Origin of the sequence: Rothia nasimurium, from assembly GCF_042660305.1 — a bacterium.
Lineage (GTDB): Bacteria > Actinomycetota > Actinomycetes > Actinomycetales > Micrococcaceae > Rothia > Rothia nasimurium.
Window position 1 is genome coordinate 66408 of record NZ_JBHSTW010000002.1, and the last position, 26721, is coordinate 93128.

Sequence of the window (26721 nt, forward strand, 5' to 3'; positions counted from 1 at the left end):
AGCGTAGCATTATTTACCTACCCGCCCTTCTCCATGAGACACCCATCTACCATAATCAAGTGCCTGTCACAACGCTCAGCAATGTCTGGCTCATGGGTGATGATAACCAGTGCACTTTCGCGATACTCAAGAAGGAGGTCAAGGACTCTGTGGGAGTTCTCGGTATCAAGGTTTCCTGTTGGCTCATCGCAGAGGATTAAAGGCGCTTTGCAGGCAAGAGCTCGTGCAACACCTACCCGTTGTTGCTCACCACCTGAGAGGTTAGAGGGGCAGTGATTAAGTCGATGGTTAAGGCCAACAGCTTCGAGCGCCTTTTGCGCCCGGTGGCGAGCTTCATTTCGTTTAACACCTCGATTTTCTAGGGCATACGAGATATTCTCCTGTGCTGTCAGATGCTGCACCAGATGAAAGGCCTGGAACACAAAGGCAATATACTCAGAACGGATGCGCGTTCGCTCAGAATCATCTGCTTGGGCGAGTTCTTGCCCGCTAATTTTGATGCTCCCCTGAGTCGGTGAATCTAGTAGGCCCAGTAAACCTAGAAGAGTAGACTTTCCAGAGCCTGATGCTCCACTGATAGCCACAGACTGCCCCGGGTAAAGGTTGAGATTGGCTTCTCTGAGAGCCCACGTTGCGGGAGGGTAGAAACGGCTGAGACCCGTGCAGGAGAGAAGAGGCACATCACTTATCATGGCCGGCTCACCTCCGTAGAAGCTAGTTCTAGGGAGGTACCTTCCACAAGCGAGGGGTCAGGGTTAATGAGTTCACAGTAGCCTCGGTAGCAGTACCCTAGAGTCACTGGGAGATGCCGGGAATCTTCGGCCAGTACAACTGAAGTAGTATCGTTATCATGCACCAGGGCAGATTCGGGCACTGTGAGTGCATTTGGGGCACTGGATCCGATAATTACTTTGGCTGCATAGTCCTGCTCAGGAGTAAGGTTGGTACCACCCGAAAAGGTAAGCGAGTATAGAGTTTTGCTGGGGGCTTCAGCCTCTCCATTATCTGTGTTACCTAAGATGTTCTGTGCAATCTCATCACTGACAGGCTTACCTAAAATACCTTCAATCGGTTCGTGACCAGTTGGTTCTAGAACTACTGTTTGACCAGGTTCCAGCTTACCAGCTGGGGTGTTTGCTTCAGCTTCAAAATAAACGCTGTAAGTTCCATCGCTGACAGTGCACAGGGGGTTAGAAGGTGTTTGACCGCGTATTCCGCATACACTTTCAACCTGAAAGGTCTCAAAATCCAGGGTGACATACTCGGTACGTGGTAGCCGTGTATTGTAGGGAGCCTCTAGGTCTTGTGACTGATCCACATCATCTGGCGGGTAGTAGCCGGAGTTCAGATAAAAACGGTAGATAGCATAGGCAGTATCACGACCGTAGTATCCCAGCTCGTCCCAGACAGGGTAGCCAAGATGTACAAGTGTTTGCTGTATCTGCGCCACGTCTTCTCCGCGTGCTCCCGGTCCTAGGTCACGGTAGGCGGGCACTGCTCCCGTAAAGATAAATAGAGGTCTTTCATCGATGGTGGTCAGCACATCACCGCTTACCAGTTGCGCTCCTGGAGGTTGAGAATCACGTGTAATAACAGAAGACGCCCCCTGAAGAACCCCAATGGCTACGCTCCGCTCAGTGGCTATATGTCCAGTTCCTCTTTGTGATTCTTGTAGAGTTTGCCTAACAATTGGTGCGGTTACTATACTCGCAGCTTGTGGCTGGTGGTTAGCCTGTTGATTATTTTTGAGTCCTTGGTATAGAAAGCCAGCACCACCAATGATGAGAACTATTAGTATAAGGAAATTAATCAGGTATTTCGTTGACAATTTAACGACTATTTCTTTAGGCATAGCTAGGCCTTCTTTAACTATTAAGAATCTGGCGTGATGACTCTTGGGCTGTCTGCTCAATATCTCGGATTTTCAGTATTAAATCTTCATGACCTGTAAGCCAATCTGATATTTTTTCAATATATGCATCGTTAATTGCTTTGACGTATCCAGATTCTTGCTGGCACCGATAATCAGCTAGTGCATAATCAACTTCTTCAGCAGAGGGCGGCTCAGCCGGTTGTCTATAGGCTCCAAGTTTCTGTGCGACTAATTCACTGGTTTCCTCCAGGGAGTGAGTGTTCAGGCCGGATGATTCTTGTATACACTTTGTATACTCAGCAAGCAGATGGTCAGCTGAATTTATAGCCTGTTTAATTTCTCCGGGGCCACCGGCGCCAAGGAGCTCATTGATGAAAGTTTCGTAGAATAAAGAGTTTTCAACTGATCCATAGACTTCTGCATAGGCCTGGGCTGCGCACCCTTCAAGGGGGCGACTAGCAACTGCTCCAGTAGAAAGTTCTACACTGACAGTTTCAGAAGTATCTGAACCATAGTAGGCCTCTTGCTCCGCTTCGGTGAGAGGTCGCTCCACCTCATAAGCGATGGTTGATTGGTATCCAGCACGTGCCTCTTCTTCATTTGTAATGACCCCTACCAAACCGGATATCGAGTACCCATGAGGCTGAAGCGAGACCACATCTTCTCTAAAACCTGCATCTCTCATACATTGGCCCGCTACCAAATTAATAGCAAGCGTAATATCTATATTGGGTGAGCTGTACTCATTGAGTATTTGCTGCACTTGGGGGTCAAAGTCAGAAGGTGCAGTGTTTTGAGTACCACACGCTACTAGTGGAAGTACGAGGGCCACCCCCGCGAGAATCGCAAGATGCCTTCTCATAGCACTCAGCTCCTTGTTAAAACTTTAAAACAAATTGTTATGAGATTTGCCCACACCCGGCAACTCAAGGAAATCCCCAAAAGTTACCGGGTGGAGCAGTTAATTAACCTCGAACATCGAAGTGGTCGATGACATCGTTCGCACTCCCCAAGTACGAGATACTCGCGTTATTGGGGACAATGTACACCTCATGAGAGGCATACGGGCCTACAATACTCCGAGCAGAGTATCCCTTACCTGAAAAATTTTTGATAGATGAAGTGCGATCATCTGCCACATCAATAACAGCAGGTGCACCTGATGAAATCCTCACCAGTTCAGCATCCCGGAAATTCGCATCGTCATACGCAACAAACAGAGCATGTGACGGCACCACGGTAGCAACTACCAAGAAAGCAGCAGCGGCTACGGGTGCAACTACTTTTTTGAGCTTCATTGCTCCTCCTAAAGTATGGGGTTTTGGGCCAGCAGACCTAAGAATTTTGGATTCACGCCACTCAGATGAACTAAGCAACTGCCTGCCTGATTCGAGAATACAACCAGGCATAAGTGATGTGCAATACATTTTGATAAGAATAAGTAGATATTCCAAGGTGTTCCACAGTGCCGTGCACCCTGCCTACCAGACTCCTTCGCCGGCATGAACGGGGCCTTCTACCACGCCATTGAGCTGCTGCCCCTGGGGCTGGCGGTCTCGGTTGAATTCGTAGGCCCGCTGGTGCTCGCGGCGGTACTCTCCCGCCAGCGCATCGACGCCCTCTGGATTACCCTGGCAGCTACCGGCATGGCCCTGATCAGAATCGAAAAGGCCTTCGGTGCCGAACACATTTCACCTCTGGGGCTCATCTTTGCCCTGATTGCAGCCTTCTTCTGGGCCTGCTATATTCTGGCCAACGCGCGGGTAGCCCAACTCCTTGACGGGGCAGGTGGCCTGGGTACCGCCCTGGTCGTGGCCACGCTCATCACGCTGCCCTTTGGCGGGTCCGGTGCCGTGCAGGCTTTTGCCAACCCGGGCGTCCTGGCCCTAGCCCAGTTTCCCCAGGAGCTCCACCAGCTCGTCAGTGCCCAGGGCGGACGCCGGGTGCGGCCCGGCACCGACCAGGCGGGTGGCGGCGTCCTGGGTGAGCGCCACGTGCGAGCCCACCAGAATGAGGTTGCCCGCGTGGCGTCCGCTCAGCATGGTGGTGTCGGCCAGGCACCAGACGTGCTCAAAGACATCGAGCAGGGTGCGGGCCTGGGCAACGAAGAAGCTCAGCCCGGCGTCATCCCCCACGTTCACAGCCAGGAGCCCGCCCGCACTCTCACTACTGGCAGGGGCCAGGGAGTCGCGCAGGTCGGTGTAAAACTCGGCGGTGGTCAGGTGGGGCGGAGCCTCCCAGCCCGAGAAAATATCGAGGACGACCAGGTCAAGACCGCCCGGGGCACCCAACTCATCCCTCAGTCGGGGAGCTGCCGCGGCGGCGTCCTCAATCAAAATTGTGCAGTTAGTACCCTCTGGCAGGGGTAGCTGCTCCATCACAAAACCGGGCAGCTCCCGCTCGATGTCAACAGCCAGCTGGGCTGAACCGGGCCGGGTGGCCTGAATATAGCGCACCAGGGTCAGGGCACCAGCCCCCAGGTGGGCGGCGGTGATGGGTGCCCCGGGCTCAGCCTGAAGATCAACCAGGTTGCCGATCCGGCGCAGGTACTCGTAGAAGATGAAGTCGGGGTGGGCTAGATCCACGTGGGACTGCTCTGCCCCGCCGATTTCAAGAATCCGGCCGGTCGCTGAGAAGCCGTCAGGGGCAACGGATGCGCTCAGGCCAGAAAAAGAAAGTTGAATGGTGCGTGACATGTTCTCTAGCCTAGCCCCTTTCCGGTCTAGTGCAGGTGCCGCAGGTCTTCGTCGGCAGCCAGGGAGCGCGGCTCCATCTGGAAGGTGGAGTGCTTGATCGACACCTCAAAATGCTCAGCCACACAGCTTTGCAGGTGCTTGAGAATCTCTACGGAGTGGCCCGAGGTGAAGCACTCGTCATCCAGCACAATGTGGGCGGTGAGCACCGGCAGGTCGGAGGAAATCTGGCTGGCGTGTAGGTCGTGTACGGCAACCACGTGGGGCTGGCTTTCCAAGTGGCGGCGGACCTCGTCGAGATCAAGCCCCCGCGGGGTTGATTCCAGCAGGACCGAGGTGGTTTCGCGGAAGAGCTTGACGGTGCGCGGGATAATCAGCAGGCCGATGAGCATAGCGACCAGGGCGTCGGCCTGGTAGAAGCCGGTACGCCATATCACCAGGGCCGAGATGATGACGGCCACCGAACCCAGGGCGTCGTTGAGAACTTCGAGGAAGGCTGCGCGCATGTTGAAGTTGGTGCGGTCACCACCGAGAAGAACGGCGATCATCACAATATTGCCTACCAGGCCGATGACGCCGAAGATTAGCACTTCACGGCCAGGAATGGGGGCCGGTTCCAGCAGGCGCTGCACAGCCTCGTAGAGCACAAAGAGCCCTACGCCCAGGAGTACGGCTGCCTGGAACATGGCTGAGAGCACCTCGACCCGGCGGAAGCCCCAGGTGTGGCGGGAGGACGCCGGTAGGCGGGCCAGGCGCGCAGCGGCCAGGGCCACGCTCACCCCCAGGGCATCGGTGAAGACATGAACCGTGTCGAAGAGCAGAGCCAGGGAGCCGGTCAGCCAGGCCCCGACCAGCTGGAAGGCTACCAGCGACCAGGCGATAGCCACCACGACAATGAGGCGGCGCTCGTTGACTCCAGCACCGTGGGAATGCCCGTGGGCATGACTATGAGAGTGACCGTGAGAATGTCCCATAGTGCGCCTTCCTAGTAGATGCCGAACCCCTTATAGGAGCCTACCGGCTGGGTGATGTCAGAGTCAACGTGGTTAACCCTACCGGCGGTATCACCCCCGGTCAGTTCGGCAAGGAGCTGCTCACAGGCGTCCGCACTGCCCTGGGCGATAATCTCAACCGAACCGTCGTCCATGTTTTTGGCGTAGCCCACCAGCCCCAGGGGCTTGGCGATACCGGCGACCCACCAGCGGAAGCCCACACCCTGCACGTGCCCGTAGGCAGTAGCCATAAGCTGGGCCTCGGCCGGTTCGGCGGGGGCTTTATCGGTGAAGATATCAAAGAAACCCATGTCAGGTGCTCTTTCTCTAGTAGTCCAGCTTGGCGTTGCGTAGTACGGGCAGGGCGGAGCGGGCACGATCTACCTCAGAGAGGTCAATGTCAACCACCAGAATTTCGGGGGCTTCACCCGCCTCAGCCAGGGTCACGCCGAAGGGAGAAACCACCCGGGAATAGCCCACACCGGTCGGCTGGGTGATATCTGCCCGCGGGTCAGCGCTCGTGGGGGAAGCCTGGTCAACAGCCAGCACAAACATATTGGAATCCAGGGCACGAGCGCTAGTCAGAATCTGCCACTGGCTCACCTTACCCTCACCCCCAGCCCAGGAGGCCGCAACAATCGTCGCCTTAGCCCCTGCCCGGGAGTAGTCGGCAAAAAGCTTGGGGAAGCGCACGTCGTAACAGGTGGCCAGGCCAATTCTGGTGCCATCCACGGTGACGGTCACTAGCTGTTCACCGGCCTTAACCCCCTCAGATTCCTTAAAACCAAAAGCGTCGTAGAGGTGCATCTTGGTGTAGACGGTCTCTACCCCGTTCTGGTCGAAGCAGTAGAGGTTGTTATAAACCCTCAGGTTCCATTCGTCAGAGAGCTGCACCGGGGCGAAGCCGCCCGCCACCACGGTCACGTAGTTCTCGCGGGCAATGTTAGCGAGGGCGGTGCGGAAGGTTAGCTCGTGTTGGGCAGCGTCATCATACAGACGCCCGCCAAAACTCAACATGGCGGCCTCGGGGAAGACCACCAGGCGGGCCCCGCGCTCTGCTGCGAGCGCCGTGTATTCACGGATCGTCTCGATATTGCGGGCAACGTCCTTGGTACTGAGCATCTGGGCGAGAGCTATCTTCATACCTTCAACTCTAGAGGGCGCAGCGGGCGGTGACCAGGTTAACGCGCTTAGAGCCCGCCAGCCTGCTTGAAGGCCGCCACCATGTCGGCGGTGCTGGTGCCTGAATCCACGTTCTCCAGTTTGGTTCCCTCCACCACGAAGCTCGGGGTGCCCTTCACGCCTGCGGCGACGCCGTCCTGATACTCCTGCTCAATCAGGGCAAGAGCCTCTTCGCTCGGCAGGTCAGACTCGAAGCGGGCACGGTCCAGGCCCAGCGCCTCGGCATAGTCTCCCATGAGGGTGGCGAACTGGGCGGTGTCGGTGATTTCCTTCCAGTCAGCCTGGTGGGTGTAGAGGTGATCAGCCATAGCCACGTAAGCCCCCTGGGCCTCAGCAGCCTGCACAGCCTGGGCAGCGGGAACCGCGTTGGCGTGCATCGGCAGCGGGAAGTGACGCACCGTCACGTTCATGGTGCCCTCTAACTCGGCAGCGGCCTCACGGTACTTGGGGTCAGCCTTAGCGCAATAGGGGCACTGCAGATCGGTGTAGAGGGTCACCGTGGGGGCACCGTCGGTTACCGCGTTGAGCTGGTAGCCGGCATCGGTGCGGACGCCCGCCGCGCCTTCCCCGCTTGCGGCGGCAGAAGCGCTGCCGGCAGTCTCGCTAGAACCACCACAGGCCACCAGACCTACAACCGGAAGAAGGCTCACCAGGGCACGACGGGTTAGCTTCACAGACATAAGACTCTCCTCAAAAAATACTGCTTCTCCCAGCCTAACCACCCACCCGCGCACCCCACAGGCACACACTGTCAGCAAGCGTCCGCCCCTCATGAGATACCACACAAACGCACGCCGCTCCGCCCCTAAAGCCCACACAAAGGAATAAACTCAGAAGTAAACATACGGTAGCTCCACAGCCGCCGTAACCCACAAAAACACAGCCACAAGGATGTAGACCCAGATGACCAACGGCATGTACATTTCCGCGATGAACCAGGGCTCCGGCAAGTCCCTCATCGCCATCGGCCTGCTCGACTCCCTGCTCAAAGAAACCGACCGCGTGGGCTTCTTCCGCCCCGTCTTCAGCGGCGAAATCGAGTCACAAGACCCCCTCATCCGTCTGCTCCGCACCAAGTACAACCTCAGCGACGCCCAGGCCCGCGGCGGTGTCTCCCTCGAACGCTGCCGCGAACTGCTGGCCTCCGGCGATCACGAAGAAATGTCCTCCATCGCCGTCTCCGTCTACTCCGACATGGCCAAGCACTGCGACGCCATCATCGTCGACGGCACCGACCTGCTCTCCCACAACGCAGCAACCGTAGAATTCGACCTCAACACCCAGTTCGCCAAGGACCTCGGCACCCCCGTCATCGCCGTCGTCGGCGCCCAGGAATCCACCGTCTCCGACGTCGTCAACGCCGTTGACGTCGCCCGCACCGAACTCCACGGCGCCAAGGTAGACGTCCTGGCCATCATGGTCAACCGCGCCCGCCCCGAACTGCGCGAAGAAATCCTCAAGAACGTCAAGCGCGGCCCCTCCAACCGCCCCGTCTACGTCCTGCCCGAACTGCCCGAAATCTCCCTGCCCACCGTCGCCGAAGTCGTCTACAACCTCGGCCTCAACCACGACGGCATGAGCCAGGACTTCCTGGACCGCGACATCCACGACATCAAAATCGCGGCCATGACCGTCTCCAACTTCCTCTCCCAGTTCACCGACGGCGACTTCGTCATCGTCCCCGGCGACCGCTCCGACATCATGGTCGCAACCCTCGCCTCCGCCCTCTCCCCCAGCTTCCCCGCCCCCTCCGGTATGCTGCTGACCGGCGGCCTGGCCGCAGAACTCAAGGGCGACACCGCCATCGGCCAGCTGGTCGAAAAGGCCCCCTTCCCCGTCTTCACCACCCAGCTCGACACCTTCAAGGCCGGCCGCGCCGTCTCCATGGTGCGCGGCCAGCTAGCCCTCGGCCAGCCCCGCAAGATTGCAACCGCCCTGGGTGAATGGTTCCGCAACGTCGACGAAAAGGAACTCTTCGAGCGCCTCGAACTCGAACGCCCCGCCACCATGACCCCCCTGCGCTTCCTGCACAACCTCATCGAAAAGGCCCGCAGCGACCGCCGCTCCATCGTCCTACCCGAAGGCTACGACCCCCGCATCCTGCGCGCAGCCTCCATCATCGTCCGCCGCGACTTCTGCGACCTCACCCTCATCGGCAACCCCGAAAAAATCGCAGAAATCTGCCAGCGCGAATCCATCGACCTGCCCATCGCAGAGGACGGCAAGCGCGGCGTCACCATCATCGACCTCGACAACAACACCTACACCGAGGACTTCGCCAAAACCTACGCCGAACTGCGCGCCCACAAGGGCATGACCCTCGAAGGCGCCCAGAACCGCATGATGGACCCCTCCTACTTCGGCACCATGCTGGTGCACAAGGGCATCGTCGACGGCATGGTCTCCGGCGCCGTGAACACCACCGCCAACACCATCCGCCCCTCCCTGGAATTCATCAAGACCCGCGAAGGCGTCAAGGTCGTCTCCTCCGTCTTCCTCATGCTCATGGAAGACCGCGTGCTCGTCTTCGGCGACTGCGCCGTGAACCCCAACCCCAACGCAGAGCAACTGGCCGACATCGCCAAGGCCTCCGCCGAGACCGCCCGCCAGTTCGGTGTTGACCCCAAGGTCGCCATGCTCTCCTACTCCACCGGCACCTCCGGCTCCGGCACCGACGTCGAACTCGTCGTCGAAGCCACCGAAAAGCTGCGCGAGGCCAACCCCGACTTCGCCTTTGAGGGCCCCATCCAGTTCGACGCAGCCTCCAACATGTCCATCGCCTCCTCCAAGCTCCCCGGCTCAGAGGTCGCAGGCCAGGCAACCGTCTTCATCTTCCCCGACCTGAACACCGGCAACAACACCTACAAGGCTGTTCAGCAGACCTCCGGCGCTGTAGCCGTCGGCCCCGTCCTGCAGGGCCTGCGCAAGCCCGTGAACGACCTCTCCCGCGGCGCTACCGTCGATGACATCATCAACACCGTAGCTATCACCGCGATCCAGGCCCAGACCCTCTAACCTAAAGGAAAACACTTTCATGCTCGTACTCGTTATTAACTGCGGTTCCTCATCTGTGAAGTACCAGGTGCGTGACACCTCCGCTACCGGTGAAGAGAACCAGGTCATCGCTAAGGGCCTGGTGGAGAACATCGGCTCAGCTGAGATTCCCACCCACACCGAAGCTCTCGACATCATGGCTAAGGCCCTGGTTGCGCCCCTGCACGGTAAGACCATCGACGCTATCGGCCACCGTATCGTTCAGGGCGGCGACGTCTTCTCAGAGCCCGTACTGGTCGCCGACGAGGTCATCGCCAAGATTGATGAACTCTCCCCTCTGGCTCCCCTGCACAACCCCGCCCACGTGCTGGGTCTGAAGGCTGCCCAGGAAACCTACCCCGGCGTCCCCATGGTTGCCGTCTTCGACACCGCCTTCCACGGCACCATGCCCGAGCACGTCTACCGCTACGCTGTGCCCGAAGAACTGGTGGAGAAGTACGGCGTGCGCCGCTACGGCTTCCACGGCACCAGCCACGACTACGTCACCGGCATTGCCGCTGACTTCCTGGGCCTGGACCGCTCCGACTTCAACGGCGTGATTGCCCACCTGGGTAACGGCGCGTCCGTCACCGCCGTTGAGGGCGGTCAGTGCCTGGACACCTCCATGGGCTACACCCCCCTGGCTGGCCTGGTCATGGGTACCCGCTCCGGCGACATCGACCCCTCCGTGCTGACCTCCATCATGATGCGCGACCCCGAAATGACCCCCGCCAAGATGGACTCCCTGCTGAACAAGGAATCCGGCCTGCTCGCTATCGCTGGCAACAACGACATGCGCGCCGTGGTTGAGGCTATGGAAGCTGGGGACGAACGCGCCAAGCTGGCCCTGGACATGACCTCCTACCGCCTGGCTAAGTACATTGGCGCCTACCATGTAGCTGTTGGTGGCGCTAAGGCCCTGGTCTTCACCGCCGGTATTGGTGAGAACTCCCACCAGTTCCGTGAGCTGGCTGTTGAGCGCCTGGGCGCCCTGGGCATCAAGCTGGACGCCGAAGCCAACAAGGTACGCGGCGACGAGCCCCGCATCATCTCCACCGAAGACTCAGCCATCCCCGTACTGGTCGTTCCCACCAACGAGGAAAAGGCTATCGCTGAGGCCACCGAGGCTCTGGTTGCCTAAATTTTAGGGCCTCACCGCTGATAGGGCGGGGTTTCTTTCGACATGCGGTGATTCTATCCGCAGTTCGAAAGAAACCCCGCTTTTCGTTTCTATCCAGGTAGCAAGATTCGCCAGGCTAGGGGCACCCCGAGGAAACTCTTGAAAAACGTATCGGCTTTTTTTAGATAACTTCTTGACTGGATTTAACCAAGGTATTAAAGTCAGAAGCACAAGAACTCACTCTTGATCCCCAAGTCTCAGCCAAAGACGGCTGACCAAGCACTCAAGGAATACCCAATGAAACTCGCCTCAATATCAAAAGGGATAGCACTAGCTTTTATTGCATCTACAGCACTTTCCGGCGCAGCGTTTGCAGATACCAACAATCAAACGATATCTGATACCACGATGTCAACTGAACGGCAAATGGTCGCCAAAGCACTGGAAGAAAGCCAACCAGCACAATGGTCAAATCTAACTTTCCAAGAAAAAAATCAAGTGCTTGATGTTCTAGTTTCGATGGATAAGCTACCCGAGACAGACGAAGAAGCTAAAAGAATTTCTCCTATCCTGGCAGTTGAAACTTCCGAAACCAGCCTGCGTGCATTACCATCACTTTCACAAACTTTAAGTAGCTCAGGGTCTCGTTCCGACTGGTATGAGCGTCGATGGACCATTCTCGGAATATCATATGCCAAAGCAACCACACATTTTGGATATAACTACAATAGCACTCGAGTAACTTCTTCAAATTACTGTTATGGAACTATTCTCAACTTAGTACCATTACGAGCAATCAACCACCATTCATATGTGAGATTTGAAGGAAACAACGCAGTTTGCGAAACTGCAATAACACTTCAGAGATTTGGACATGCTACAACCTACGGATATCAAGGTATCCGCGTAAATAGAAACGGAATAATCGCCACCTGGGGGCCGTAATGTTTGAAATAACACCATTAGAAATTCTTAACAGCGGGCTGTTGCTTCTTCTAGCCTCTGCTATTGCATATAGATTTATCCGCTCGCAACCAAACAAGAAATAATAAACCCAACGCCTGTGCCACTGAGAAATACTCAGTAGCGCAGGCGTTCCTTCACCTATCGCTTTCTTGCTACTGTTGAACCAGAACACACCGCCTAACCAGCAGGAAATCGCATGAGTGAGAACAACCCCGGCACCACCCCGCCCTACCCGCAACAGCCCGGCCCACAGGCGTCCGCTCACAGCAAGGAGCAGGGCCTCACCCAGCCCCTGCCCAACGACCTCAGCGGCGGCTGGCTGCCCGAAGACATGCGCCAGCGGCCCCTCTCGCCCCTGCCCGCGCCCAAGCTCTTCGGCTTCCAATCCCTGCTGCCCTTCAAGTTCCTCAATGCGCTGCGCCATCCTGCGGAACTGCCCCTGGTCGTCATGGCCTACGCGCTCACCATCATGCTCTACGTGGGCGGCGGTATCTATCTCATCTACTCGCTCTTCACCAGCGTGCTGGGGGACGACTTCGTCAACTACCAAATCAGCAACCTGATTGGCCAGCTCATCGCCATCGCCATCTACCTGCCCCTGGGCATCTTCTTTGTACGCGGTGCCATGTACGGACGCCTGCGCCTGAGCGGGGTGCGCATCACCCCCACCCAGTTCCCCGAGGCCCACCAGATAGTAGTTGAAGCCGCCCACGCCGCCGGTCTGCGCCGCGTACCCGACGCCTACGTCGTGCTCGGCAACGGCCAGATCAACGCTTTCGCCTCGGGTCACGGACACCGCCGCTTTATCGCCATCTACTCCGACCTCTTCGAAATCGGCGGGGCAGCCCGCAACCCCGAAGCCCTGCGCTTCATCATCGGGCACGAGGTAGGGCATATCGCCGCCGGTCACGTCAGCTACTTCCGCCTGATTTTCACCAGCTTCTTCATGCAGATTCCGATCCTCGGCAATCTGCTCTCCCGCACCCAGGAATACACCGCCGACAACTTCGGCTACCGCTACGCCCCCGACGGCGCCGAAACCACCACCACCGTACTCGCCGCCGGTAAGTACCTGATGAACGACGTGAACTTCCACGAACTGGCCAACCGGGCCGTCTACGAGCGCGGCTTCTTCACCTGGTTCGCAAACATCGGCTCCACCCACCCGCCGGTGACCTGGCGCGCCCATGCCCTGCGCGACCGCACCGAACCCGGCCGCCTGATCTGGCGCCCCAAGAACAACCCGCCCTACCCGCTCTCCATGATTCCGGCAGCAGAGCCCGCCGAGGCCTGGGCCGACCCCCTACAGGCCACCGACCATCTGGCCACCTACCCCGAACGCGCCGACAACCAGCACTGGGGTTCAGTCAACACCACCTACCGGCCCCCAGCCCAGTACCGCGACCGCACGGTAGGCGACATGCTCTACACCGGCTGGGTACCCCCGCAGTACCGCCAGCGCACCCCCTGGAACAGCTTCGGTGCACCCTCACCGCAGGGCTCCCAGCAGGCACCTGGCCAGTCACCTGAACAGCAGGGTCAGGACGCCAGTAGCGGCCCAGGTGCTACGCCTCGGGAAGGTGAGCGCCCGGCGTCCGCCCCGAGCAACCCGCCCATTGACCAGGACTAACCCTCGACGCAAAAACCCCACCCCAACCTGTTGCCTAAATCACAAGCACGGGTTAGGGTGGGGTTTATTAGCCCTCAACGAAGAAGGTGAGCCCCATGGGTTTTCTCTACGCTATCGCAGGTATTGTTGCCCTGGTTCTGGCCGCGCGCGGCGGCGCTAAGTGGTACGCGAGCGAGCAAAAGAAAGACTAGGGAAGGACGCAACAATGCAAACTCCCACCAAGCGCCAGGCTCTTCTCTGGTCAGTTGCTGCACTCATGAGCATCAACTTCATCTGCGCCATTATCTTTGCTGCAGGAGGCCGTACCAACAACGGCATACTCATATTTGCCATTGGTTGCGCGGTTGCAGGTTGTCTGGGAGGTCTCATAGCCACCTTTTATCGCTCCCCTGAAGACTAGCCAACAACCTTACAAAAATCGGCTGCCGCATATTTGGCAACCAAACCCAAGAGTAGAATGGGCTAAATGGCCCTACCCCAGAAATTGCGCTCCTGGCGCCCCGACCCGCTGATTACCCTGATTCTGCTCGCCGTTGCCCTGGCGATTATCTTCCCGGCGCGCGGGGACTTCGCCGAGGGGTTCAGCGTAGCCACCAAAATCGCTATCGGCCTGCTCTTCTTCCTCTACGGCGCCCGGCTCTCACCGCAAGAAGCCCTGCAGGGCCTGAAAAACTGGCGGCTCCACAGCACCATTCTGGGCTTTACCTACCTCATCTTCCCGCTCATTGGCCTCGCCCTCTACCCCGTTCAGGGCATTATCGGCCGGGAGCTCTATCTGGGCCTGCTCTTTATGACCCTGGTGCCCTCCACTGTGCAGTCTTCGGTGGCTTTCACCTCTATCGCCAGGGGCAATGTGGCCGGGGCAATTGTTAGCGCGAGTGCCTCGAATATCGTGGGCGTGATAGCCACTCCCCTGCTGGTCATGCTGCTGATGCAGAGCGATCAGCTCACCATCTCAGGCTCCGTTTTTGGTGATATCGCGCTCCAGCTGCTCCTACCCTTCGTGCTGGGCCAGCTCCTGCGCCGCTGGGTGGGCGACATAGCCAAGAACAAGCTCACCAAGCACGTTGACCGCCTCTCCATTGCCATGGTGGTCTACGCGGCCTTTTCGGACGGCATTGTGCAGGGCATCTGGACCCGCATTAGCCCCTGGCAGATTCTGCTCCTGGTCCTTCTGTCCATTGCCCTGGTTGAGTTCCTGCTCTGGCTCAGCGGGGTTGTCTCAAAGAAGCTGGGCTTTAGCTACGGCGACCGGGTGGCGGTGCAGTTCTGCGGCTCGAAGAAGTCCCTGGCAACCGGCCTACCCATGGCAGCGGTAATTTTCGGGGGCGGAGCCGTGGGCGCCCTCATTCTGCCGCTCATGATTTTCCACCAGGTGCAGCTCATGATTTGCGCTGCCAAGGCCGCCCGCTGGGGCAGGCAGACCCAAGCTTCATAGTGAAAATCATGGTGACTATCATGGTGAAAATGGCCATCATGGTTAGCAATGACGTTGACTTTTCACCATGACAGCCCCATGCTTTAACCATGACCTGGACACCCGAACGCCTTACCGAAACCCTCAAACAGCTGCGTCAGCGCCAAGGCGACACCACCACCATTGAAGTCAAAAAAGCCCAGGGAGGCATGCCCACCCGCCTAGGGGAAACCCTCTGCGCCTTTGCCAATATGCCTAGTGGTGGAACTATTATCCTAGGTGTCGACGAGAAAGCAGGGTTCACCGTTACCGGGGTACCCCAGGTTGCCCAGCTTGAGGCAGCGATTGCTGCACATAACCGAAACGATGTTACTCCGGCCCCGTATCTAGAGTTCACGTCCCTCTCCCCAGAAGAGAGTGAACCCGCTACCGTGCTCATTGTTGAAGTCCAGGGGCTGCCCATCACAGACAAGCCTGCCACCTACAAGGGCATATCGTATCTTCGCCAGTCAGACGGTGACTATGCCATGAACCCCGTGGAGCTACGCATGATTGAGATTGCTAAACTCCATACTTCTGAGCACATTCGCTATGATGCCCAGCCTGCCCCCAACAGTACCAGGGCAGATTTAAACCCCCAGCTCGTCAAGAGCTATCTGGAGCACACTCGGGCAAGCAGCAGGCGTATGCGGCAGCTAGAGGACGAAGATATTCTCAGGGCAACAGGTGTCTTAGATGCCCGGGGTACACCCACTGTAGCGGGTTTGTACGGACTAGGTTTTTACCCGCAGGGCCCTGAACCTGCGCTGGGGGTGACCGCCGCCGTCCTTACCACCCGCAACGGCACGTCGCGAAGCCGCAATCTTGAACATTTCGATGGAGCCGTACCTGACCTGCTTGCGGACCTCACGAACTGGGTGGAGGCTAACCTTCCCACCTACCAGGTCTACAACAGCAGTGGGGACCTCTACGACCAAACAGTTCTCCCCATGACCGCAGTGCGTGAGGTCATTGCCAACGCCCTGGTTCACCGTGACCTGAGCCCTCTGACGCTCAGCACCGGCAAGTCTGTGCAGGTTCGCATCACCGAGCGGTGCCTCATTGTTGAGAGCCCCGGTGGGTTGCGCGGCCTGTCCACCCACCAGCTCCTGAGCGAAGAACATGCTCAGGCAGCGGTCAATCAGAGGCTCTATCACCTGATGAAGAACAGCGAAACCTCAGATGGGGCTCGGGTTATTGAGGGTGAGGGCGGAGGGATTCGGGAGGTCCAGCAGGCCCTTGAAGCGGTAGGAGCACCTGCACCTATTTTCACCGATACCGGGGTCAAGTTTCGGGTGGTTCTCTGGTTCGCAGAGCACCCCCTACCTGCCCGCCAGGAACAGCCGGCACCTCCTGTGCCGACACATCGCCCTAGCGTGCAACAATCTCCTACCCCGGTTCTACCTCAGGGAGTCGGCAAGAATGCCCCCCTTATTGCGCAGTCCCTTGCGTCTGGCCGGGTGCTGACGCGCGCCCAGCTTGCCGACCAGACCGGGCTCAGCCCCGCCCAGGTTCGCTACGCGGTAGAGCAGCTCCTTGAGGCAGGCCTAGTTACGATGGTGGGTGAACGAGGACGCAAGGGAACCGGCTACCGTTGGGTGGGTTAGGACGACGCCGGGCAGTTCGGAGTGGTAGAGCCTGCCCAACACCAGATGGGGCAGCAAAGCTACCGCATAGCCACCGTAGGCCGAGTACAACTGCCAGCTGAGACCGGCTGCATACATGGAATTGAACCGGGTTTACCCCTAGTTTACAGTGGAGTCCATGACTCTCACCCAGGCCCTCATCGGTTTCGCCGGCATCGCTTTCCTCATCACGATTATCCCGGCCACAGACACCGCCCTGGTGTTGCGCTCCCTGGTCGCGGGTGGACGACGAAGCGCCTACGCCTGCGTCTTCGGCATCACCGCAGGCCTGCTCATTTGGGGTATCACCGCCGCAACCGGCCTAGCCGTGCTCATGGCCGCAGCTCCCCTGGTCTTTGACCTCATCACCGTGGCAGGTGGCCTCTACCTGATCTACCTGGGTATCAAATTCCTGCTCAACCTCAGGCGCTGGGGACAGGTGACCGCCCTCAAAACCGACCAAGCCGCCCTGGCCTCACTGCCTGCACCCGCGGCGTCCTTACCCGGAGCTAGCGGAGCGGACGCCCCCGCTGGCGAACACAGGGGATTTTCTCGCGGGCTTCATCGCCAACATTCTCAACCCCAAAATCGCGGTCTTCTACATCGCCAGCGTGCCACCCTTTATGGTCGCCAGCGTGCAACCCTTCATCATGGGAAGCCTGCTAGCCCTCATCCACGGCGGCATTAACGTGCTCTGGTTTACCCTCATCATTTCGCTGGCCTCACTGGCCATGAAGTGGCTACTGCACCCGCGAGCCGCCCTCGTCATCGACGGCATCGCGGGGTCAGTGCTCCTGGTCTTTGGCGTGCTGATCCTGGTGGAGGCGGCGCACAAGCTGCTCTAGGGCGCCCTGGACGGTGTGCATAACCAGAAAAGACCATCTAAATCAGAAAAACCCACCTGGTTCGTGGGTTTTTCTGATTTAGATGGTACCTACCCAGGGGTGGGCGGGGCCTGCCTATAACCCCAGCGCCTCCACCGCCCGGATCAGAGAGATATGGGCCAGGGCCTGGGGGAAGTTGCCGGTGAGGCGCTGCTGTTCAAAGTCGTACTCGGAGCTCATCAGCCCCAGGTCGCTGGCGCAGTCCAGGACGGTGTCGATGAGGGCGCGGCCGTCCGCCTCCCGTCCGGAGCGGATGTACTGCTCTGCTAGCCAGAGGGAGGAGATGAAGTGGGGGTTATCCTGCCCCTCAAAGCCGTCTTGGGAGTCGGAGTTGTCGTAGCGGTAAATCATGCCCGAGGAGTGGCGGATGGTCGCTTCGATGCGTTCAACGGTTGCCAGCATGCGGGGGTCATCCCAGTCTACGAGCCCGATTTGGGGTAGTTGTAGCAGGGAGGCGTCCACGGCGGTGCCGCCGTAGGTTGAGACGAAGCAGCCCAGGTCGGCGTTGAAGCCGCGGCTCAGGATTTCATCGGCAACGGCGTCGCGGCAGTGTTCCCAGGTGGCGGCGTCCCCGTCGAGCCCGAAGTCGCGCACGGCGGAAACGCCGGCGTCGAAGGCTGCCCAGAGCATGGCCTGGGAGTGGGTGTAGACGGCGGGTTCGCCGAAGGTCTCCCACATGGAGCGGTCAGTGTCGCCGATGCGTTCGGTGGCGGCGTTGAGCAGGGCCTTCTGAATCGGCCAGGAGAGGTGGTCTTCTGCTACGCCTGCTTCGCGCAGGTTGGCGAAGGTGACGAGCACCTGGCCCAGGGCGTCCCCCTGGAACTGGTCGCCCGAGCCGTTGCCGCTTCTCACCGGCTGGGACCCTTCGTAGCCGGGCAGGGCGAGGCGGCGCTCGATGTCGTCCTTTTCGCCGGCCAGGCCGTAGACCGCGTGAATGCGGCGCGGGTTGTTGGCTAGGGCTCGCAGGATCCAGTTACGCAGCTGGGCAGTCTCACGCTCGTGGCCGTGGGTGAGGGTTACGTCCATGGCCATGGCGACATCGCGCAGCCAGGTGAAACGGAAGTCGTAGTTGCGTTTACCCCCGATGACTTCGGGCAGGGAGGTGGTCACAGAGGCAACCAGGGCGCCGGTTTCACGGGAAATCAGGGCGCGCAGGACCAGCAGGGACCGCAGGCGGGCTTCCCGGTAGCGGGCGTTGGCTTCTTCGCGGTGGTCCTCGGCGGTGGGGGCAACCACCTGGCTCGCAGCCGTTTGGGCCAACTCGTGGTAGGTGGCTTCGTCGACCTCGGGGGCGGCGGTGTTGGACCCGGTTTCCAGCAGGATTGATGAGGTCTTAGCTTCTTCCAGCTCTTCAACATCGCGCACCGCCGAAATAGCGGCCGGCTCTGTTTCTTGGGGTTCAGCTGCGCGGACACCGGTGGGCACCTGCCCGCCCTCGGGCAGGTGGGCGGGGGTGGCGTCCTCATCTTCGGTCTCTGGCAGGGAGTCTGCGGGGCTGTAGAGATCTGACCATTCCTGCCACTGCTCCTGGGTGTAGGTCAGGGCGCTGGGGTAGTCGACCGGGGCAGGCGGATTGTGGTTAGACGCAAAGTAAGACAGGGTGAAAGTATAGCTCTGACCTGCCGAAACGGTGAAGGTCTCGGCCTTAGACTCGGGGTCACCCTCGGGAAGGGAGTCCCCCCGAAAGACCAGGGCATGGGGGCCAGCCATACCCACCAGCATGTCGGCGGACGGGTCGGGGGCGCCGGTGGCGTCCACCCCCTCATAGCGAGTAACCCAGGGAACCGTCTTGCCGTAGTCAAAACGCAGGGCGAGCTCATGGTACATGGTGACCTCGCCGGTCAAGCCCTCCACGTTGCGCACAATCGTGGTGCCACCCGAAAGCGGCATAAACTCGGTGACACGCACCGACGCCTCCCCCACAAACCAGACGGTCTGCAAAATAAAGGTGTTCTCGCGGTAGGAGCGTTCAGTGCGGACTTCTTCGACCGGGGCAGGATTGACCGACTCAAGGGGAGCCAGCAGCCAGCGTCCATGTTCCCGCTCCCCCAGAAGGGCGGCGAAGACCGCGCGGGAGTCAAAGCGCGGGGCGCAGAACCAGTCGATGGAGCCGCTTCGCGACACCAGCGCACCGGTATTCATATCTGAGAGCAGGGCGTAATCCTCGATGAAAGAAGCCATAGAACCAGTCTAACAGGGCGCTTAGTATCGACCGGCGGTGCTGAAGGTAATCGAAATTTTCATTAGCACGTTCTTTTTCCGCACCTATGGCAATTTCGGTTACTTTCAAGAAACCACCCCCTTGTAAATATACCCCCAGGGGGTATATGTTTAAGGCATGAGCGAAGAACACTGCGCAACCCACCAGGCCAGCCCGCACGAGGGGCACCAGCACGGCTACACCGCCGACAAGGACGCCTACCTCAAGCGCCTGCGCCGCATCGAGGGGCAGGTGCGCGGCATCCAGCGCATGGTTGACGAGGACGTCTACTGCATCGACATCCTCACCCAAGTCTCTGCCATCAACAAGGCCCTGCACAGCGTCTCCATCCAGTTACTGGAAGACCACGTGCGGCACTGCGTCGTCGAAGCTGCCACCCAGGCAGAGGCCACAGGCGACACCGCCCCACTCGACGACAAAATCAGTGAGGCCATGGCAGCCATCACCCGCCTCATCAAGAGCTAGAATCCAGACCCCGGCAGGGAGTCAACCGGCTCCCGCCAACCCAAGTACGGGCGTCCGCGCCCCACACCCACAAGGAGAAAACCCATGTCAGCAACCATCGTCAAAGCAACCGGCCTCACCTGCAACCACTGCGCCATGAGCGTGCGCGAAGAAATCGAAGAAATTGAGAACGTCACCGGCGTAGAGATCGACGTGGTCAAGGACGGCGAATCCACCGTCACCATCAACCACACCGGCAACCTGGACACCGCCGCCGTCTCAGCCGCCATCGAGGAAGCCGGCTTCACCCCCGTCGGCTAATCTTCTAGCGCGCTCTGCCGGCTCATTTTTCTAGGGCTTTGGAGGGCGGCTGGCGCCCAGCTGGCTCCGGGGCTGGCGTGAATTGCGACGAGCCCCCAGGCGAGGAGCAAGAGGGTCGCTGGGCAAAGCCGCCCTCCACAGCCCGCGATAGGCACCCTGCAAGCACCGGCTAACTAACAAACAAACTAAGTGAAAGAAGGCATCATGCCAACCCAATCCACCGCTGAGGTTTTCACCGGTGATACCCGCATCGTGAATCTGAATGTGGGGGGTATGACCTGCGCGTCCTGTGTGGGGCGGGTGGAGCGCAAGCTCAAGAAAATTGGGGTGGACCCCTCGGTCAATCTTCCGCTGGAGACCGCCCGTGTGGTTGCACCTGCTTCGGTCACTGACCAGCAGCTGATCGAGACCATCGAGAAGGCCGGGTACACGGCCAGTTTGAAGCAGGACGCCGTCGAGCAGGTTGATGAGCCTGAGCAGGATTCGCTCACTCCGCGCCTGTGGGTGGCGGCGGTCTTTACCCTGCCGGTGTTTCTGATATCTATGTTTTCTGCTTTCCAGTTCCCCCACTGGGGCTGGGTGGTCGCAGCCCTGACCCTGCCGGTGGCCACCTGGGCAGCTATGCCCTTCCACCGCCCGGCCTGGACTAACCTGCGGCACGGCTCTTTCACCATGGACACCCTCATTTCTCTGGGTGTGGTTGCTTCTTACGCTTTTTCGCTCTGGCAGCTGGCCATGGATCCGGCTATGACCGCCCATGCCGGGCACGGGGCGTCCGCCGGTGGGCACGGCATGGACCATATGCTCTACTTCGATGCCGCCGCCATGATTACCCTCTTCCTGCTGGCTGGCCGCACCATTGAACACCGCACCGCCCGGCGGTCCTCCCAGGCCCTGCGGGCCCTGCTGAACCTGGGGGCTAAGTCTGCCACGGTGCTGCAGGGCGGGCGGGAAGTGCAGATTCCCGTCAAGGATCTGCTGCCCGGAGACACCTTTCTGGTGCGCCCCGGTGAGAAAATCGCGGTGGATGGCGAGGTCCTTGAAGGACGCTCGGCGGTGGACACCTCCCTGCTGACCGGTGAGTCTGTGCCGGTTGAGGTGGAAGTTGGGGACGCTGTTGTCGGGGCGACCGTCAATACGTCCGGCTCCCTGATGGTGCGGGCAACCCGGGTGGGGGCCGATACCGTGCTGGCCCAGATGAGTCGCACCGTGGCCGAGGCCCAGTCCACCAAGGCTCCTATCGCCCGCCTGGCTGACCGGGTTTCTGCGGTTTTTGTTCCGATTGTCATTGGGCTGGCCCTGGCAACCCTGGCAGGCTGGTTGTTGCTGACCGGCGACCTCAACGCTGCCTTTACCGCAGCCGTATCGGTGCTGGTTATCGCCTGCCCCTGCGCCCTGGGTCTGGCTACCCCTACGGCCCTGCTGGCAGGCACCTCGCGCGGTTCCCAGCTGGGTATTCTGATTCGTTCAGCCCAGGTGCTCGAATCCACCAAGCACCTGCGCACCGTGGTGCTCGATAAGACCGGTACCGTCACTACCGGCGCCTTCACCCTGGCTGAGGTAACCCCCTTAGCGGGCTTTGAAGCCCAGGATGCCGGACGCCTGCTCGCGGTGGCCGGGGCGGCTGAGAGCCGCTCTGAGCACCCCCTTGCCCGGGCCGTTACCCAGGCGACTCAGGCAGCTGCCGCCCAGGCAGGCACCTCCCTACCCCAAGTCACCGACTTTGAGTCAGCCCCCGGCGGGGGTGTGCGAGCCACCCTGCTGGAAGAAGTTTCCGCAGGTCAAAGCCGTAAGGTCGCAGTTCTAGTGGGCCAGGCTAGCTTCTTAGCCGCTGAAGGTATCGCACTGAGCCAGGCCCAAGCCCGTGCCCTGCTAGCTGAGCAGGAGGCCGGACGCACCAGCGTCGTCCTTGCCGTCGATGGGCAGCCCGCGGCCCTGCTAGCCCTGCAAGATACCCCCAAGCCGGAAGCCTCCACAGCCCTGGCAGAACTCAAGGAACTGGGGATCACCCCGGTGCTACTGACCGGGGATGCCGAACCCGTCGCCCGCGCTGTAGCTGCCCGGGTGGGTATTACCCCCCAGAATGTTTACGCGGAGGTTAGCCCCTCCGACAAGCTGGCAACCATCACCCGCCTGCAAGAAAACGGGGTCGGGGTCGCCATGGTGGGCGACGGTGTCAATGACGCAGCCGCCCTGGCCAAGGCCGATGTAGGCGTGGCCATGGGGTCGGGCACCGACGTGGCTATGGAAGCAGCCGACATGACCCTGATGCGAAGTGACCTCACAGTCTTACCGACTGCGATTCGCCTTTCCAGGGCCACCCTGCGCCTGATTAAGAGCAACCTCTTCTGGGCCTTTGCCTACAACACGGTGGCGCTTCCGGTGGCAGTAGCTGGCCTACTCAACCCCATGATTGCGGCAGCGGCCATGGCCCTCTCCTCGGTCTTTGTGGTACTAAACTCCACCCGACTACTGCGCTTCTCCTAAAGGGCAGCCCACCGGGTCCGGCAGGGTGTTCAGCTGTCCCGAAAAAAATTAAAAAATTTTCGTGACATTTTGCCCGCCCACCCCGTCTTACTTATGACGGCGCATCTGACATAGGTTGAGGGCCTCTCAACCTGCACCGTCACCCCAACCACCACGTAGCCTAAGCTACTCAAGCCCCACAGAAGGAAGACAATCATGGCTCAGACCACCGTAACCCCCGCTGATGTAGCCGCAACCCAGGGAGCTGAACCCCTCACCCACAATACCGGCGCTGACAACGGCCAGGGCACCACCAGCATTAACGATGGTGTCATCGCCAAGCTAGCAGGTATTGCCCTGCGCGATGTCGAGGGTGTCTACGCCCTAGGTGGTGGAGCTGCCCGAGCTATGGGGGCCCTGCGCAACGCCGTAGGCCAGGAAGATAACCTGAAGCAGGGAATTAGCGTTGAAGTAGGCCAGACCCAGGCCGCCCTGGATCTCTCCATCATCGTTGAGTACCCCTACCCCATCTACGATGTTGCCGATCAGGCTCGGCAGGCGGTTATTGAGGCCGTCCAGGCCCTGGCCGGTCTTGAGGTAACTGAGGTAAACATTGAGGTTCTCGATGTTCATATTCCCAGCGACGACTCCGCTGAAGAGGCCGAGGAATCTGAGGGCCGTGTTAAGTAATGACTAAGACTTTTGCTGGTGCCCTGCTGGGCGCACTTCTGGCCTTTGCCGGGCTTACCTATGGCTTTGGTGGCTTCGCCCTAGTTGCCCTCCTCATGGCTCTTGGTGCAGCTGCCGGGTATGTGCTACAGACCTCAAATCTTAATCTCTCAGATCTCTTTGATGCTCTGCGTAAAAGCACATCTTCTCGGTAAGTTCAGTATTCCGCACTGTGCGCGGGCAGCCACGGCCGCCTGCGCACCGGCAAATGAGGTTCAATGACTAGACAAACTACAGGGGCCGGGCACACCACGGTAAGACAAAAAGCCCTTATAACGGCCTGTTCAGCTCTCTGCGCTGAGGCTCTGGGGGTATCTCGTGAGAAGGTGGCCACCTCCCTCTTTGATGATGACGGCAAGCTCGGCATAGCTGTAAACGTCAGCTACCCGCTACCGCAGCTGGACAGGCTGGACGAGCATAAAACCTATCTTTCGGCCCTTGGCGGCACTATCTTCGATGCGGTCTCCCGAGCCCGTAGCCAGATTGTAGCCAGAGCCTCATATCTAACCAGTGCTGAGGTAGGCTCTGTTAACGTGACCCTTGACGGGATTGTGCCACCGAGTAAGGGGGTAAGAGTACAGTGAAGCAAGAAAAATTTTCAGCAGAGGGAAGTCCGTCTACTTCCCCTCATTCCACCGCAGAGAGCTACTTAGAAACAGCTCCGAGCCGGGATAAGCCCCTGGTCAATCTCATGCTACGGAGGGAAACTCACTCCTCGCGCTCTTTGGCTACGGTACTCCTGGCCCTGCTACTTATCGTCCTTCTGATCTGGCTGGGCACAGAACTCGTGCTTGCAGTTCTGGGACTTGCCCCCCTGCTCTTCTCAGGGGAAGAAATTTTCTCTGCCTTCTTCTCCGCTCCCCAGCTACTCTCCCCCGCTCTTGGCATAGCCCTCGGCCTTCTCCTGGCTCTTTTGGGCATCTTCCTCCTTTTCCTAGCCTGCGCCCCCGGTGGCCTTAAGCGCCACAGCTCCAGGGCAGGAGGACGATTCGCCTTCCTTCTCGACGATAAGGCGCTAGCTGCCTCCCTGAGTGCAGCTATACGCAAGCAGACCGGTCTAGGCCGCGATCAGGTAGTCACCCGCATCTCCCCTCGCCAGGTAGTCCTGACGCTTACCCCTACCTCTGGCCACCGGCTAGATGCCCAAGAGCTGACCCGGCTGGCTCAGGCCACCCTTGATAGCTACGCCCTCAAACCTGCCCTAGAGGCCCGCGTCCGCATAGAAAAACAGGGGGTTCTCTCTCATGGGTAACACACCTAGAGCACTCAACCGCTTCTTCCTGGGAACTTTTGGCGTCCTCCTCCTTGCCCTGGGACTAGGCTTCATAGCCACGCTAACCCTGCCCCAGGCCCAGCAAGCCTGGGAGACGTACCGCCCTACCGTCCAGGCAGAAATTCAGCAGGCCCTGACCAAGGCCACGCTGGATACCCCCTGGGGGCAAACCAGTCTCTTAACCCTGGCCCTCTTGCTTGTTCTGCTTCTAGCCCTTACTGCCCTGCTCTGGCTGATTAAGAAACAGCGGGCCCGGCGCGTTAGCAACCTCATCAGTCAGCAGGATTCTCAGGGGAAGGGGGAAACCGTCCTCTCCCATACTTTTGTCAAGGAAGCACTCAAGCAGGCCTTTGCCGATTCCCCTGACCTGCTTGCTGTTACTGTTACCTCTCTGGCTATCAAGAAAACTAGCGGGGTGCAGGTTAAACTCACCGTCCGGCAGGGGGCTAACCTCCTCCAGCTTCACCAGCAGACGGCCCGCATTATTCAGGGGCTGGATCGGGTCTTAGGTTACGAGATACCGATTCTCGTCCGAGTTACCGGAGGCCTGCGAGCTACCCTCCATAAGGAAGAGCAAAGAGTTAGTTAGGCCATCTCGATAAGGGTGGAGGCAGTTGCCTCCGCCCCTGTCGCATGTGCAACCACCTATTGTCAGGAATTTCAGGTGACAGAAACAAGCCAGCAGCCTTCCTCGGCTCCCACTGACCAGCTCCTATGCCAGCGGGCTATAGACGGAGATCAGCAGGCCTTTCAGCTGCTTATACGCCGCTACCTGCCCCTCATGCGGGCCTACGCCCTGAGGCTAACAGGTAACGGGGCGGACGCGGACGATGCCCTACAAGAAACCCTGCTCCAGGCCTGGAAGAAATTAGATACCGTGCAGGATCCGAGCAGGATTAAAAGTTGGCTCATGACCCTCACCGGCCGCAAGTGCTTTGATTTGATTCGGGCCAGACCCAAGAATCTGCCGCTGGAAGATCAGCCAGATAGACCGGCTACAGAGCCTACACCAGAGGCACAAGCGGTCATGAGCGCAGATATGCAGGCCCTGAGCCAGGCCTTGAAAACACTTCCCGAACGCCAGCAACACATCTGGCTTATGCGCGAGTTCGGGGGGTCTAGCTATCAGGAGATAGCGGAGATTCTTAATCTAACGACAGCCACGGTCAGGGGGCAGCTGGCCCGGGCCCGGGCCAAGCTACTTGCAGCTATGGAGGGAAAGTAAGGAACGATGACAGATTGCACCATGCCCGTCAGCTCGCTCAGCAGCTGGGTAGACCGCGATAGCACCCAGCCCCTCACCCCCACACATCAGAAGCTGGCTTATCATATTGATTCCTGCCCGGAATGCACCCGCAAAATTGCTTCTTTCAGCAAGCTCCGTAGTCTGGCTACAAGAACCCTAGACCAAGAAACCCAGCAGCAGGAGCAAGATAGCTCCTGGGTAGATTCCCTGCTCAACAATCTAGCGTTTGAAGCAAAAAGCGGGCGTTCTATCCCCCTAGATTCCCCCTCTGACCGCATAAAACTCAGCCAGACCGAGGGGGCTGTTGTGGCAGCTGCCAGGGCCGCAGCTGATCGCATTGAGGGGCTTATCATTGGTAGGTGCCGCCTCATCGGTGATCTTCAAACCTGGGGAGCACCCATTAAGGTAGAGGTAACGGCCGCAGTGCAGCTAGGGCAAGAAATCCCCCTACTGGCAGAACTCCTGAGAGAAACTCTCAGGGCTGAATTGAGCCGAGTAAGTCAGCTCAAGGTGAGGAGTATTGACATCACGGTGCAGGACTTATACAGCGGGAACCAGGAGATATAA

Annotated in this window: 30 protein-coding genes; 19 read left to right on the forward strand and 11 right to left on the reverse strand. The window is 59.2% G+C overall.

Features of this window, described 5'->3' with window-relative positions; genetic code table 11:
• Nucleotides 1–17 precede the first annotated feature (17 nt).
• The 10 genes from ACFP6B_RS01125 to ACFP6B_RS01170 form a co-directional block, all read right to left on the reverse strand.
• The gene (locus tag ACFP6B_RS01125; protein WP_377125697.1) at nucleotides 18–680 is read right to left on the reverse strand and encodes an ABC transporter ATP-binding protein; all 663 of its coding nucleotides are present in this window, start codon (nucleotides 678–680) and stop codon (nucleotides 18–20) included.
• Nucleotides 681–688: 8 nt separating this feature from the next.
• Nucleotides 689–1852: a hypothetical protein gene (locus ACFP6B_RS01130; protein ID WP_377125700.1), complete on the reverse strand. Its 1164-nt coding sequence runs from the start codon at nucleotides 1850–1852 to the stop codon at nucleotides 689–691.
• Between the two features lie 13 nt (nucleotides 1853–1865).
• Nucleotides 1866–2735 (reverse strand): hypothetical protein, encoded by an 870-nt coding sequence (locus ACFP6B_RS01135; protein WP_377125703.1) that lies wholly within the window; start codon nucleotides 2733–2735, stop codon nucleotides 1866–1868.
• A gap of 103 nt (nucleotides 2736–2838) precedes the next feature.
• Nucleotides 2839–3171, reverse strand: a complete 333-nt coding sequence (locus tag ACFP6B_RS01140) for a hypothetical protein (protein WP_377125706.1) — start codon at nucleotides 3169–3171, stop codon at nucleotides 2839–2841.
• A gap of 183 nt (nucleotides 3172–3354) precedes the next feature.
• Nucleotides 3355–3561 carry a hypothetical protein gene (locus tag ACFP6B_RS01145; RefSeq protein ID WP_377125709.1) on the reverse strand — a complete coding sequence of 69 codons (207 nt, stop codon included), beginning with the start codon at nucleotides 3559–3561 and terminating at the stop codon, nucleotides 3355–3357.
• Between the two features lie 198 nt (nucleotides 3562–3759).
• Nucleotides 3760–4569, reverse strand: a complete 810-nt coding sequence (locus ACFP6B_RS01150; RefSeq protein WP_377125712.1) for a spermidine synthase — start codon at nucleotides 4567–4569, stop codon at nucleotides 3760–3762.
• A gap of 26 nt (nucleotides 4570–4595) precedes the next feature.
• Nucleotides 4596–5540 (reverse strand): cation diffusion facilitator family transporter, encoded by a 945-nt coding sequence (locus ACFP6B_RS01155; RefSeq protein ID WP_377125715.1) that lies wholly within the window; start codon nucleotides 5538–5540, stop codon nucleotides 4596–4598.
• An 11-nt stretch (nucleotides 5541–5551) separates the two neighbouring features.
• Entirely contained in the window at nucleotides 5552–5869 is a 318-nt protein-coding gene (locus ACFP6B_RS01160; protein ID WP_377125718.1) for an acylphosphatase, read from the reverse strand.
• A 16-nt stretch (nucleotides 5870–5885) separates the two neighbouring features.
• Nucleotides 5886–6701, reverse strand: a complete 816-nt coding sequence (locus tag ACFP6B_RS01165) for a carbon-nitrogen hydrolase family protein (RefSeq protein WP_377125721.1) — start codon at nucleotides 6699–6701, stop codon at nucleotides 5886–5888.
• Between the two features lie 47 nt (nucleotides 6702–6748).
• Nucleotides 6749–7420, reverse strand: a complete 672-nt coding sequence (locus ACFP6B_RS01170) for a DsbA family protein (RefSeq protein ID WP_377125724.1) — start codon at nucleotides 7418–7420, stop codon at nucleotides 6749–6751.
• A gap of 223 nt (nucleotides 7421–7643) precedes the next feature.
• On the opposite strand from ACFP6B_RS01170, the gene pta reads away from it, so the two are divergent.
• From pta to ACFP6B_RS01215, 9 genes are all read left to right on the forward strand, one after another.
• On the forward strand, nucleotides 7644–9755 hold the full coding sequence (gene pta, locus ACFP6B_RS01175) for a phosphate acetyltransferase (RefSeq protein WP_377125727.1): 2112 nt from the start codon (nucleotides 7644–7646) through the stop codon (nucleotides 9753–9755).
• Nucleotides 9756–9774: 19 nt separating this feature from the next.
• On the forward strand, nucleotides 9775–10914 hold the full coding sequence (locus ACFP6B_RS01180; protein ID WP_377125730.1) for an acetate/propionate family kinase: 1140 nt from the start codon (nucleotides 9775–9777) through the stop codon (nucleotides 10912–10914).
• Between the two features lie 276 nt (nucleotides 10915–11190).
• Nucleotides 11191–11838, forward strand: coding sequence for a hypothetical protein (locus ACFP6B_RS01185; RefSeq protein ID WP_377125733.1), 648 nt, complete (start codon nucleotides 11191–11193; stop codon nucleotides 11836–11838).
• A gap of 217 nt (nucleotides 11839–12055) precedes the next feature.
• A complete protein-coding gene (locus ACFP6B_RS01190; RefSeq protein ID WP_377125736.1) occupies nucleotides 12056–13489 on the forward strand; it encodes a M48 family metallopeptidase in 1434 nt (477 codons plus the stop codon).
• Between the two features lie 205 nt (nucleotides 13490–13694).
• Complete coding sequence (locus tag ACFP6B_RS01195; RefSeq protein ID WP_377125739.1) at nucleotides 13695–13889, forward strand: hypothetical protein; 195 nt, start codon at nucleotides 13695–13697, stop codon at nucleotides 13887–13889.
• A 66-nt stretch (nucleotides 13890–13955) separates the two neighbouring features.
• Nucleotides 13956–14927, forward strand: coding sequence for a bile acid:sodium symporter family protein (locus ACFP6B_RS01200; protein WP_377125742.1), 972 nt, complete (start codon nucleotides 13956–13958; stop codon nucleotides 14925–14927).
• A gap of 89 nt (nucleotides 14928–15016) precedes the next feature.
• Nucleotides 15017–16552 carry an ATP-binding protein gene (locus ACFP6B_RS01205; RefSeq protein ID WP_377125745.1) on the forward strand — a complete coding sequence of 512 codons (1536 nt, stop codon included), beginning with the start codon at nucleotides 15017–15019 and terminating at the stop codon, nucleotides 16550–16552.
• A 157-nt stretch (nucleotides 16553–16709) separates the two neighbouring features.
• A complete protein-coding gene (locus tag ACFP6B_RS01210) occupies nucleotides 16710–17258 on the forward strand; it encodes a LysE family translocator (protein WP_377125748.1) in 549 nt (182 codons plus the stop codon).
• Nucleotides 17173–17415, forward strand: coding sequence for a hypothetical protein (locus tag ACFP6B_RS01215; RefSeq protein ID WP_377125814.1), 243 nt, complete (start codon nucleotides 17173–17175; stop codon nucleotides 17413–17415). The genes ACFP6B_RS01210 and ACFP6B_RS01215 overlap by 86 nt, the downstream gene beginning before the upstream one ends.
• 114 nt (nucleotides 17416–17529) lie before the next feature.
• On the opposite strand, the gene ACFP6B_RS01220 is transcribed toward ACFP6B_RS01215, so the two are convergent.
• Nucleotides 17530–19635, reverse strand: coding sequence for a glycoside hydrolase family 15 protein (locus ACFP6B_RS01220; RefSeq protein WP_377125751.1), 2106 nt, complete (start codon nucleotides 19633–19635; stop codon nucleotides 17530–17532).
• 157 nt (nucleotides 19636–19792) lie between these two features.
• Between ACFP6B_RS01220 and ACFP6B_RS01225 the strand changes: the two genes are divergently transcribed.
• The 10 genes from ACFP6B_RS01225 to ACFP6B_RS01270 all read left to right on the forward strand — a co-directional run bounded on the left by ACFP6B_RS01225 (nucleotide 19793) and on the right by ACFP6B_RS01270 (nucleotide 26721).
• Nucleotides 19793–20140 carry a metal-sensitive transcriptional regulator gene (locus tag ACFP6B_RS01225; protein ID WP_237196150.1) on the forward strand — a complete coding sequence of 116 codons (348 nt, stop codon included), beginning with the start codon at nucleotides 19793–19795 and terminating at the stop codon, nucleotides 20138–20140.
• An 84-nt stretch (nucleotides 20141–20224) separates the two neighbouring features.
• Nucleotides 20225–20440, forward strand: a complete 216-nt coding sequence (locus tag ACFP6B_RS01230; RefSeq protein WP_377125754.1) for a heavy-metal-associated domain-containing protein — start codon at nucleotides 20225–20227, stop codon at nucleotides 20438–20440.
• Between the two features lie 204 nt (nucleotides 20441–20644).
• Nucleotides 20645–22927, forward strand: coding sequence for a heavy metal translocating P-type ATPase (locus tag ACFP6B_RS01235; protein ID WP_377125757.1), 2283 nt, complete (start codon nucleotides 20645–20647; stop codon nucleotides 22925–22927).
• 195 nt (nucleotides 22928–23122) lie between these two features.
• Nucleotides 23123–23596 carry an Asp23/Gls24 family envelope stress response protein gene (locus ACFP6B_RS01240; protein ID WP_377125760.1) on the forward strand — a complete coding sequence of 158 codons (474 nt, stop codon included), beginning with the start codon at nucleotides 23123–23125 and terminating at the stop codon, nucleotides 23594–23596.
• Complete coding sequence (locus tag ACFP6B_RS01245; protein WP_377125763.1) at nucleotides 23596–23790, forward strand: hypothetical protein; 195 nt, start codon at nucleotides 23596–23598, stop codon at nucleotides 23788–23790. The genes ACFP6B_RS01240 and ACFP6B_RS01245 overlap by 1 nt, the downstream gene beginning before the upstream one ends.
• A gap of 63 nt (nucleotides 23791–23853) precedes the next feature.
• Nucleotides 23854–24219: a hypothetical protein gene (locus ACFP6B_RS01250; RefSeq protein WP_377125766.1), complete on the forward strand. Its 366-nt coding sequence runs from the start codon at nucleotides 23854–23856 to the stop codon at nucleotides 24217–24219.
• Between the two features lie 140 nt (nucleotides 24220–24359).
• Entirely contained in the window at nucleotides 24360–24887 is a 528-nt protein-coding gene (locus ACFP6B_RS01255; protein WP_377125769.1) for a hypothetical protein, read from the forward strand.
• Entirely contained in the window at nucleotides 24880–25497 is a 618-nt protein-coding gene (locus tag ACFP6B_RS01260) for a hypothetical protein (protein ID WP_377125772.1), read from the forward strand. Before ACFP6B_RS01255 ends, ACFP6B_RS01260 begins: the two co-directional genes overlap by 8 nt.
• 75 nt (nucleotides 25498–25572) lie before the next feature.
• Nucleotides 25573–26133 (forward strand): RNA polymerase sigma factor, encoded by a 561-nt coding sequence (locus ACFP6B_RS01265; protein WP_377125775.1) that lies wholly within the window; start codon nucleotides 25573–25575, stop codon nucleotides 26131–26133.
• Nucleotides 26134–26139: 6 nt separating this feature from the next.
• Nucleotides 26140–26721, forward strand: a complete 582-nt coding sequence (locus tag ACFP6B_RS01270; protein WP_377125778.1) for an Asp23/Gls24 family envelope stress response protein — start codon at nucleotides 26140–26142, stop codon at nucleotides 26719–26721.

Bases quoted from the DNA above. Each gene is read 5' to 3' on its own strand.
- ACFP6B_RS01160 (WP_377125718.1), bottom strand. From the start codon at position 5,869: ATGGGTTTCTTTGATATCTTCACCGATAAAGCCCCCGCCGAACCGGCC.
- ACFP6B_RS01210 (WP_377125748.1), top strand. From the start codon at position 16,710: ATGACTCTCACCCAGGCCCTCATCGGTTTCGCCGGCATCGCTTTCCTC.
- ACFP6B_RS01240 (WP_377125760.1), top strand. From the start codon at position 23,123: ATGGCTCAGACCACCGTAACCCCCGCTGATGTAGCCGCAACCCAGGGA.
- ACFP6B_RS01180 (WP_377125730.1), top strand. From the start codon at position 9,775: ATGCTCGTACTCGTTATTAACTGCGGTTCCTCATCTGTGAAGTACCAG.
- ACFP6B_RS01185 (WP_377125733.1), top strand. From the start codon at position 11,191: ATGAAACTCGCCTCAATATCAAAAGGGATAGCACTAGCTTTTATTGCA.
- ACFP6B_RS01140 (WP_377125706.1), bottom strand. From the start codon at position 3,171: ATGAAGCTCAAAAAAGTAGTTGCACCCGTAGCCGCTGCTGCTTTCTTG.
- ACFP6B_RS01270 (WP_377125778.1), top strand. From the start codon at position 26,140: ATGACAGATTGCACCATGCCCGTCAGCTCGCTCAGCAGCTGGGTAGAC.
- ACFP6B_RS01250 (WP_377125766.1), top strand. From the start codon at position 23,854: ATGACTAGACAAACTACAGGGGCCGGGCACACCACGGTAAGACAAAAA.
- ACFP6B_RS01200 (WP_377125742.1), top strand. From the start codon at position 13,956: ATGGCCCTACCCCAGAAATTGCGCTCCTGGCGCCCCGACCCGCTGATT.
- ACFP6B_RS01190 (WP_377125736.1), top strand. From the start codon at position 12,056: ATGAGTGAGAACAACCCCGGCACCACCCCGCCCTACCCGCAACAGCCC.
- ACFP6B_RS01220 (WP_377125751.1), bottom strand. From the start codon at position 19,635: ATGGCTTCTTTCATCGAGGATTACGCCCTGCTCTCAGATATGAATACC.
- ACFP6B_RS01150 (WP_377125712.1), bottom strand. From the start codon at position 4,569: ATGTCACGCACCATTCAACTTTCTTTTTCTGGCCTGAGCGCATCCGTT.
- ACFP6B_RS01195 (WP_377125739.1), top strand. From the start codon at position 13,695: ATGCAAACTCCCACCAAGCGCCAGGCTCTTCTCTGGTCAGTTGCTGCA.
- ACFP6B_RS01165 (WP_377125721.1), bottom strand. From the start codon at position 6,701: ATGAAGATAGCTCTCGCCCAGATGCTCAGTACCAAGGACGTTGCCCGC.
- ACFP6B_RS01205 (WP_377125745.1), top strand. From the start codon at position 15,017: ATGACCTGGACACCCGAACGCCTTACCGAAACCCTCAAACAGCTGCGT.
- ACFP6B_RS01170 (WP_377125724.1), bottom strand. From the start codon at position 7,420: ATGTCTGTGAAGCTAACCCGTCGTGCCCTGGTGAGCCTTCTTCCGGTT.
- ACFP6B_RS01130 (WP_377125700.1), bottom strand. From the start codon at position 1,852: ATGCCTAAAGAAATAGTCGTTAAATTGTCAACGAAATACCTGATTAAT.
- ACFP6B_RS01235 (WP_377125757.1), top strand. From the start codon at position 20,645: ATGCCAACCCAATCCACCGCTGAGGTTTTCACCGGTGATACCCGCATC.
- pta (WP_377125727.1), top strand. From the start codon at position 7,644: ATGACCAACGGCATGTACATTTCCGCGATGAACCAGGGCTCCGGCAAG.
- ACFP6B_RS01225 (WP_237196150.1), top strand. From the start codon at position 19,793: ATGAGCGAAGAACACTGCGCAACCCACCAGGCCAGCCCGCACGAGGGG.
- ACFP6B_RS01260 (WP_377125772.1), top strand. From the start codon at position 24,880: ATGGGTAACACACCTAGAGCACTCAACCGCTTCTTCCTGGGAACTTTT.
- ACFP6B_RS01230 (WP_377125754.1), top strand. From the start codon at position 20,225: ATGTCAGCAACCATCGTCAAAGCAACCGGCCTCACCTGCAACCACTGC.
- ACFP6B_RS01245 (WP_377125763.1), top strand. From the start codon at position 23,596: ATGACTAAGACTTTTGCTGGTGCCCTGCTGGGCGCACTTCTGGCCTTT.
- ACFP6B_RS01155 (WP_377125715.1), bottom strand. From the start codon at position 5,540: ATGGGACATTCTCACGGTCACTCTCATAGTCATGCCCACGGGCATTCC.
- ACFP6B_RS01135 (WP_377125703.1), bottom strand. From the start codon at position 2,735: ATGAGAAGGCATCTTGCGATTCTCGCGGGGGTGGCCCTCGTACTTCCA.